Genomic DNA, 7,636 nt, shown 5'->3' with positions numbered 1-7,636 from the left:
ATGTCATCGAAGCTGTTCATGCTACCAGCCATTTGCTCGGCCAGTTTTTTAATGTCAGATTGAGTAGTCATTGCTTATTCTCCTGTTAATGGATTATAAGCAGTTACACAGTTTTTAGGAAACTCCCTAAAAAAACCGCATATATTTCTATGCGGTTTTTCAGTTTATTCAGTACAGTAGTTATGCAGCGGATAAGTATGCAACGAATATATTAATACTTGTTTTCTACACGCCAATCGTCTACTTCACGCTCTGCATCTTCTTTGGCATGACCATAACGCTCTTGTACGCGGCCTACTAGCTTGTCACGGCTACCTTCGATATGGGTAAGGTCATCATCTGTTAGCTCGGCCCATTTTTGTTTAACTGAACCTTTCATTTGGTTCCATTCGCCTTTTAGAGTATGTTCGTTCATTGTATTATTCCTTTTATTGAACTTGTTGTGTTTGATTTATTTCTTAACCACTATTTTGATTCTTATTTCATAATATCGATTACTGATAATACTATTTAATTTTTATTCTAATTGTATTGCACAAGGATAAATGAGTGGTTCCAAATATCCTGTGAGATTAAATATAGGACTTTTCAATTCAGCTGTCTGTATATGCTATGTTTATAGTGTTACTTAATTATAGTGGGCGTTTACTAAGTGTTATCTACAGGGCTACTGCAGTAGTGACACGTAAATTGCGTCTACTATGCGTGATAATACTTCCTTCTATAAACTTATTTTTTATATGAATATTAAAAAAATATATTATTTATCCAAAAATACTTATGTAAATAAGAAAGCAGAGACTCAAAAATAGAGTAGCTGCTTTTTTATTATCCTTGAAATTGATTGAAAGTTATTTCGTCGAATATTTATTCAAATACTGATGATAGCGTTTGGTGAGTTTCTTTATTCGTATACGATCAGAAATCAATGAGAAAATTGGCGAGGCATTTGGTTTGGGCGACTTCCCTTGTCCCATGCGTTGTAGTTGTCGTTTGATGACGGCCATAGTAGCAACTGCACTTAAGGTTTTATCTTTCCAGCGTACCACAGGATTGTGAGCACTAAGCGTACTATCATTTTTCCAGTCATTCGGTAGAGCAGGGTTCATGGCTAATGCGGTTCCCATACCAACCACGTCAATCCCTTGCGCCAGTACATCTTCTGCGACAGTCAATCGTCTAACGCCACCTGTCGTCATGATAGGCATGGTAGCGACTTGAGCAATCTCTTTTGCGAAGTCTAAAAAGTACGCTTCTCGCTGCAACGTGCGACCATCTGCTGTGCTGCCTTGCATGGCTGGGCTTTCGTAGCTGCCACCTGATAGCTCAACCAAATCTACGGCCAATTCATTCATCGCTAAAATAACCACTTTGGCATCATCTGCATCGAATCCTCCGCGCTGGAAATCGGCTGAGTTTATCTTCACAGCGACTGCAAAGGTAGGCGCAACTTGAGCACGAACGGCTTTGATTACTTCGATCAATAGTCGCATACGATTCTCAATTGAGCCACCGTATTCATCTTTACGTTTATTGGTAAGCGGTGATAAAAATTGAGAAATTAGATAGCCGTGGGCGGCATGAATCTGTACACCATCGAAGCCAGCCTGTTCTGCTTTTAGTGCACTATCGGCAAACCGCTGGATCAATTGTTCAATATCTTGCTGCGTCATCGCACGAGGTCTGCCAAATAGATGGGAGTGCTTGCCCAAGTCAATTGCCACGTCAGAAGGTGACAGCACATCGCCGCCCATGGCAGCATATACTTGACGGCCAGGATGATTAAGCTGCATCCAAACCTGCGTATTGTTGTGCTTGGCAGCATTTGCCCACGCTCTAAAAGGCGCTATCTCACTGTGTTTGTCTAATACGACCCCACCAGGCCCTGTCATAGCGCGGCCATCCACCATCACGTTTCCCGTGATTAACAGACCTGTCCCGCCTTCTGCCCAATTCTTATATAGACGGAGCAGTGTAGGGCCAGGGACTTGACCGACATCAGCCATGTTTTCTTCCATGGCAGCTTTCGCTAAGCGGTTGGGTAATGTAGCGCCACAAGGCAGAACTAAAGGGGAGAATACAGGTGATGTCATGATAGCGGCCTAAAAATGGTTGTTTTGTGAAGCATGAGTTCTACTATGGGTTTGGCTATAGACATATGGTTTAAATGACTATAACCTTATAGCTAAGATATTCGCTATCGGCAATTGACCATTATCATCACATTTTTTTGGCACAATAGCACCTAAGGTAAATTACTGATGTGTCGATATAATTATCTATTGAATAGGAATACCTCTGCATTGAATGTATTAGCGCAAGATTTGACAGTCCCAGTAGAGTCCAAACGTGAGCTGGCAAAAGCCAAGACTCGGCGTGCGTTATTAAAAAGTGCCTTGCGGTTGTATAGTTTGGAAGGTGCTCAGGGCATGAGCATGAATAAAGTTGCCAAAGGTGCAGGTATTGCCCAGCCCAGTTTTTACAATCATTTTGAGAGTCTAGAGGCGCTACAAAACGAGCTGAGCGCCCAACTAAAAGACAATTATCTATCACCGATGCGACTGGCATGGGTCAATATGCTCAAAGATTATGATGTATTGAGTAAAGATCAGTTTAATCAGCAATGTCGACAATGCTTGATTATGATTTTTGATTCTGCATTTGAGAATATCGCATTGTTTCAGCATTTGTTAGAGGACCGTCCTAGGTTTAGTGACAGTATAGAAAACCAGTCTTCATTAAATAATGGATTGGGCAATCTGATTACCGAAATACAAGAAGAATGGACAGAGATATTTATTCAAGGATTGCAGTTATCCAATCGTTCTTGCGAACGCAGCGCTGTCAATCTATGCGTCGATATGGCGGCGGCACAAGTACATGAGTTGATATTGGGCTGTCATCAGCAGCGATACTCAAGACAACAAGCGATTGCCACCTTGAGTATCAGCTTTGACGCACTGTTTGCCAATTTTTTGCACGGAAGCAATACTAGTCAGTAGTGATAATAAGCAAAAATTATTGTCATGAAATCTAGAACAAAAAACACAACAGGGAGAGTGACTATGGCCACAACCACGGCTGCACCAACGTTAGGCGAAGCGCAAACGCATTTTAGAACTTGTACATTGTGCGAGGCGATGTGCGGTGTCGAAATAAAACATGATGGCGAAAAAGTCTTGTCGATTAAAGGGGATAAAAACGATCCCTTTTCGCAAGGCTATATTTGTCCGAAAGCCACTGCTTTGCAAGATTTGCATGAAGATCCTGACCGTTTGCGTCAGCCGGTAGAGAGAACAGTAGACGGTTGGAAATCTGTTAGTTGGCCAGAAGCGTTGGATAAAGTCGCCGCAGGTATTCAATCCATACAGCAAAAGTATGGTCAAAATGCGTTAGGTGTTTATCTAGGCAATCCTAACGTACACAACATGGGTGGTATGTTGACCATCAAACAACTGCTTACCAGTTTAAAGACGCGCAGTCGTTTTTCTGCCACTTCTATCGACCAGCTGCCTCATCATATTATCAGTATGCATCTATTTGGTCACATGCTGCGCATTCCAGTTCCTGATGTCAATAACACACAATATATGCTTATCATCGGTGGTAATCCGCTGGCCTCCAACGGCAGTATCATGACTGCGCCCAATATGCGTCAAAAGCTAAAAGATATCAAAGCGCGCGATGGTAAGGTGGTAGTAGTAGATCCAAGACGTACCGAAACCGCCGACATCGCTAGCGAACACCACTTTATTCGTCCAGCGACGGACGTATTGCTGCTATTAGCTATGTTGAATGAAATCTATACGCAAGGCTATGCCAAGCTCGATACTAGAGTGGCGGCCTTGGCACCTGAGATCGATCGACTTGTTTTGTTTGCTGAACAATATACGCCTGAGTCAGTGGCAGACATCACGGGCATTACCGCAGCTGAAATCAAACGTATCGTTAAAGAGTTTTGTGAAGCGGAAAGCTCAGTTTGTTATGGCCGTATGGGCATCTCGGTGCAAGAGTTTGGTTTGCTCAGCCAATATTTATCTATGGTCATCAATATCGTCACGGGTCGTTTAGATGAAGTGGGTGGACTCATGTTCCCAAATCCTGCCGTAGATGTTGTGAACAGCTCAGGCCCAGGCTATTTAGGTAAACGTCATAGCCGCGTCAGCAACTTGCCAGATTTTAATGGTGAGTATCCAGTGGTTGCGATGGCAGATGAGATGTTAGTCGAAGGGGAAGGCCAGTTAAAGGGATTCGTTACGGTCGCTGGTAATCCGGTTCTGAGTACCCCAAATGGTGAAAAGTTGGATGAAGCACTATCTCAGTTAGAGTTTATGGTCTCGCTTGATTATTTTGTGACTGAGACCAGTCGCCATGCCAATATTATTCTGCCGCCTGTATCGCCATTAGAGCGCGACCATTATGACATCACCTTTAATGGCTTTGCCGTGCACAATGTCGCCAAATACTCGCCTGCTTTGTTTGATAAAACTGACGATACCAAGCATGACTGGGAGATTTATTTAGGATTAGCAGATCGCTTAGACAAAGATGCACCAGAAGCAACGCAAAAGGAACGTGCCGCGACAAAAGCCTTTGGTCCTAAGTTCTTGTTAGAGCAAGGCCTAAAGTATGGACCTCATAAGGAGGTGACATTTGAAGCATTAGTCGAAAATCCGCATGGTATCGATTTGGGTCCGTTGCATCGTATGTTGCCAGAGGCCATCAAACACGCTGATAAACAAATTCATCTTCATGTTGATTTTTATCAGTCAGATTTGGCACGTGTTAAAGAAATGGTGCAACAGTACAACAGTAATGAGATTTTGCTAATCGGTCGTCGTCATGTACGTAGCAACAACTCATGGTTGCACAATAGTCATCGATTGGTAAAAGGTAAATCTCGCTGTACATTGATGTTGCATCCGCAAACGGCAGCGCAACATGGCATTGTAGAGGGTCAAGATGTCAGAGTAACTTCTCGAGTGGGTAGCGTGGTCATTGCAGCAGAAGTGACGGATGAGCTGATGCCCGGAGTGGTCAGCATCCCGCACGGCTTTGGTCACGGACGTAAAGGGGTGAAGCAGGAAATTGCGCAAGCGCATGCAGGGGTTAGCGTTAATGATTTGACTGATGAGACGTTGATTGATCAGTTGAGTGGTAATGCTGCCGTTAACGGTGTGCCTGTGCAATTAGAAGCATTGGATATGGGTGTTGATGGTTTATCGATTGCTACAGAGACTGTAGCAGAAGGCGCACTAGCATAAAATTAATGATAAGTTTGTAGAAATACAAAAAAGGCGTTCACGTAAAGTGAGCGCCTTTTTTTGCAATCTGAATACATCGCTGAGCCGATCAAACGCTCATGCCGATAAAATCAAAATCGACGTTGGGCGTTTCACCTTGGATTAGCAAACTAAGGGCCTTTGCAGAGCCGCAAGAGTGTGTCCATCCCAAGGTACCATGCCCTGTATTGAGCCATAAATTGTCAAAAGTCGCTGAAGCGTTATGACTACCATGTTTGACTTGACCGCAGTGTGCGCGACCAATCAAAGCTACGTTCGATGGGGTCATCGGGCGCAGTCCTGTCCAATATTGCACCGAGTTTGCGATAATGCCTTTCGGAAATAATTGCTGCACACGCCGAGTGATGGCTTCACAGCGGGTAGCATTTAAGTCTAGGTTATAGCCATTAAATTCTGCGGTTCCAGCAACACGTAATTTGTCACCCAGTCGTGAGGTAACCAGTTTAAATTCATCATCAATCAGACTGACAAAAGGCGCTAAGTGCGGCGCGCGTGGATTCACCGTATACGTAGCCGAATATCCCTTTGCTGGAAATATTGGTGCGTGTATCCCCAATGGTTTTAGTAGAGGTACGCTATAGCTGCCAAGCGCGACCACATGGCTATCAGCCATGAAGGTCTGCGCGTTTTCGCCTTTTGGACGGATAGTCATACTGTGTACATGCGGACGGGCAGAGTCAGCATCAGCATTGAGTGCTAAGATCTCGGTATCATATAAAAACTGTACACCAGCATCGATACAGCGCTGCGCTAAACGTTGGGTAAACAGGTGCGCATTGCCAGACTCGTCACGACTGGTATAGGTCGCTCCAGTGAGCTTATGCGCAATTGGGTAAAGCGCTGGTTCTAAGTTGACAGCATTATTGATATCAATCACATGGCGCTCACAGCCGAGCGCTTGCATGCGTTCAGTTGGTTCAATAGCCGCATCAAACTCTGCCTGATTGGTATAAAAGTGCATGATACCGCGTGTTTGCTGCTCGTAGTCGATACCAATACCCGCGCGCAGCTGTTGTAAGGTATCTCTTGAATATAGACCTAAGCGCACCATTTGCACGAGATTGGCATCGGCTCTATCGGCGCGGCACTCTTGCAAAAATTGCATGGCCCATTTGAGCTGCGCTTTATCCGCACGCAAACGATACAGTAGTGGTGCATCTTCCTTAAACAGCCACTTGAGCGCTTTCATCGGGGTCGTAGGATTGGCCCAAGGCGTGGCATGTGAGACAGATATTTGACCGCCATTGGCAAATGACGTCTGCATACCTGCTGCCGGTTCGCGCTCAATCACAGTCACATCATAGCCTGCCTGACGTAGATACCATGCGGTGGTCACGCCCACCACACCTGCTCCGAGTACCGCAATATGTGTCATAGGATTCTCTATGCTCATGTTAGTCATGACGGTAACTCTTTATTGAACTACCGTCACCTTTGCTGCGTCGTTTGCCTGATTCGATGTGCTTTTATTTTGGGCGTGCGACATCTACTTGTAGTGCAGTTGGCAAGTCCAATATGCTCAAATCGCTTTCTGCCAATTGTTCAGGACGTGCCACGACCAAAGCGGTAAAGCCATCGTCATTTTTCATCGCATTGACCACTTGGATTTTATCGATTTTGTCACCTGCGTTTGGTGTCTCACCGGTGCCTTGTACATAGTGCAAAAATGCTTTGGGTGCAGATTTAAAGTAGATGCGAGCGATGACTTCCTGACCTAAGTAGCAGCCTTTATCATAGTCCATGCCGCCGCGCTGATGTAAACGCAGCTCTTGCGGTTGAAACTCACCTTGAGTCGCGGCCACAATCCAATAATTACCAGTAGCTAGGCTGCATGCCATCCAAGCCTGCGTATCTTCGGCGGTATTATGGTCGTCTTTATGGCTAAAAGTTGGCTCATCTGCTAGCACGCAAGGATAAATCGCTGCTGGTGCACTGGTCTCGAATTTAGAAAACGCCCCGTACTTATTAAGATGCGCCTGCAAAGACTCAGCACAGTCGCTACTGATGACCACATCATAATGTTTTTCTGCTTGTTTTTTGATCCAGATACCGAACTCAATACGACCTTTTAGGTTACCGATAGCGGCAGCCTGATAGCTAAGCCCGAGCTTGGTAACGTCACAAGTTAATTGCCCTTGCAAGAATTTTTCGGCGTCCTCGCCTTGGATAGTTAACTGCGAAAACTGCGGTACAGCTGCTAGATTGGAAGACTGAGTCATTGTTATTATCCTTCTGGTGAGAGCTTTTATTAATAATATAGAGGGTAAATCGAAGTGATAAAAATTATATGGGCGCTTTTATCATTGACAGTATTTGTGCACATAAATCTAAAT

General features: G+C 44.6%; 6 protein-coding genes and 1 pseudogene. 2 read left to right on the top strand and 5 right to left on the bottom strand.

All coding sequences use genetic code 11. The features are described from left to right. From JMX63_RS14740 to JMX63_RS12315, 3 genes and pseudogenes are all read right to left on the bottom strand, one after another. Positions 1-71 (bottom strand): annotated as a pseudogene (locus tag JMX63_RS14740) (transposase); the annotation flags it as partial. A gap of 140 nt (positions 72-211) precedes the next feature. Continuing rightward, positions 212-415, bottom strand: coding sequence for a CsbD family protein (locus JMX63_RS12320; RefSeq protein WP_057758006.1), 204 nt, complete (start codon positions 413-415; stop codon positions 212-214). Positions 416-851: 436 nt separating this feature from the next. Next, positions 852-2,093: an NADH:flavin oxidoreductase/NADH oxidase family protein gene (locus tag JMX63_RS12315; RefSeq protein ID WP_201572643.1), complete on the bottom strand. Its 1,242-nt coding sequence runs from the start codon at positions 2,091-2,093 to the stop codon at positions 852-854. A 168-nt stretch (positions 2,094-2,261) separates the two neighbouring features. Here JMX63_RS12315 and JMX63_RS12310 point away from each other — a divergent pair, with 168 nt between their 5' ends. Beyond that, positions 2,262-3,002, top strand: coding sequence for a TetR/AcrR family transcriptional regulator (locus JMX63_RS12310; RefSeq protein ID WP_101205155.1), 741 nt, complete (start codon positions 2,262-2,264; stop codon positions 3,000-3,002). A 63-nt stretch (positions 3,003-3,065) separates the two neighbouring features. Continuing rightward, a complete protein-coding gene (locus tag JMX63_RS12305; protein WP_101205154.1) occupies positions 3,066-5,264 on the top strand; it encodes a molybdopterin oxidoreductase family protein in 2,199 nt (732 codons plus the stop codon). Between the two features lie 88 nt (positions 5,265-5,352). On the opposite strand, the gene JMX63_RS12300 is transcribed toward JMX63_RS12305, so the two are convergent. Next, a complete protein-coding gene (locus JMX63_RS12300) occupies positions 5,353-6,705 on the bottom strand; it encodes a D-amino acid dehydrogenase (protein ID WP_265089107.1) in 1,353 nt (450 codons plus the stop codon). Positions 6,706-6,769: 64 nt separating this feature from the next. Beyond that, entirely contained in the window at positions 6,770-7,522 is a 753-nt protein-coding gene (gene ygfZ / locus JMX63_RS12295) for a CAF17-like 4Fe-4S cluster assembly/insertion protein YgfZ (protein ID WP_101205153.1), read from the bottom strand. Positions 7,523-7,636: the final 114 nt, after the last annotated feature.

This window comes from Psychrobacter nivimaris, assembly GCF_904846365.1.
In the GTDB taxonomy this organism is placed as follows: Bacteria; Pseudomonadota; Gammaproteobacteria; order Pseudomonadales; family Moraxellaceae; genus Psychrobacter; species Psychrobacter nivimaris_B.
Note: the sequence above shows the minus strand (reverse complement) of the source record. Positions and strands in the feature narration are given on the sequence as shown.

Bases quoted from the DNA above. Each gene is read 5' to 3' on its own strand.
- JMX63_RS12315 (WP_201572643.1), bottom strand. From the start codon at position 2,093: ATGACATCACCTGTATTCTCCCCTTTAGTTCTGCCTTGTGGCGCTACA.
- ygfZ (WP_101205153.1), bottom strand. From the start codon at position 7,522: ATGACTCAGTCTTCCAATCTAGCAGCTGTACCGCAGTTTTCGCAGTTA.
- JMX63_RS12300 (WP_265089107.1), bottom strand. From the start codon at position 6,705: ATGACTAACATGAGCATAGAGAATCCTATGACACATATTGCGGTACTC.
- JMX63_RS12310 (WP_101205155.1), top strand. From the start codon at position 2,262: ATGTGTCGATATAATTATCTATTGAATAGGAATACCTCTGCATTGAAT.
- JMX63_RS12320 (WP_057758006.1), bottom strand. From the start codon at position 415: ATGAACGAACATACTCTAAAAGGCGAATGGAACCAAATGAAAGGTTCA.
- JMX63_RS12305 (WP_101205154.1), top strand. From the start codon at position 3,066: ATGGCCACAACCACGGCTGCACCAACGTTAGGCGAAGCGCAAACGCAT.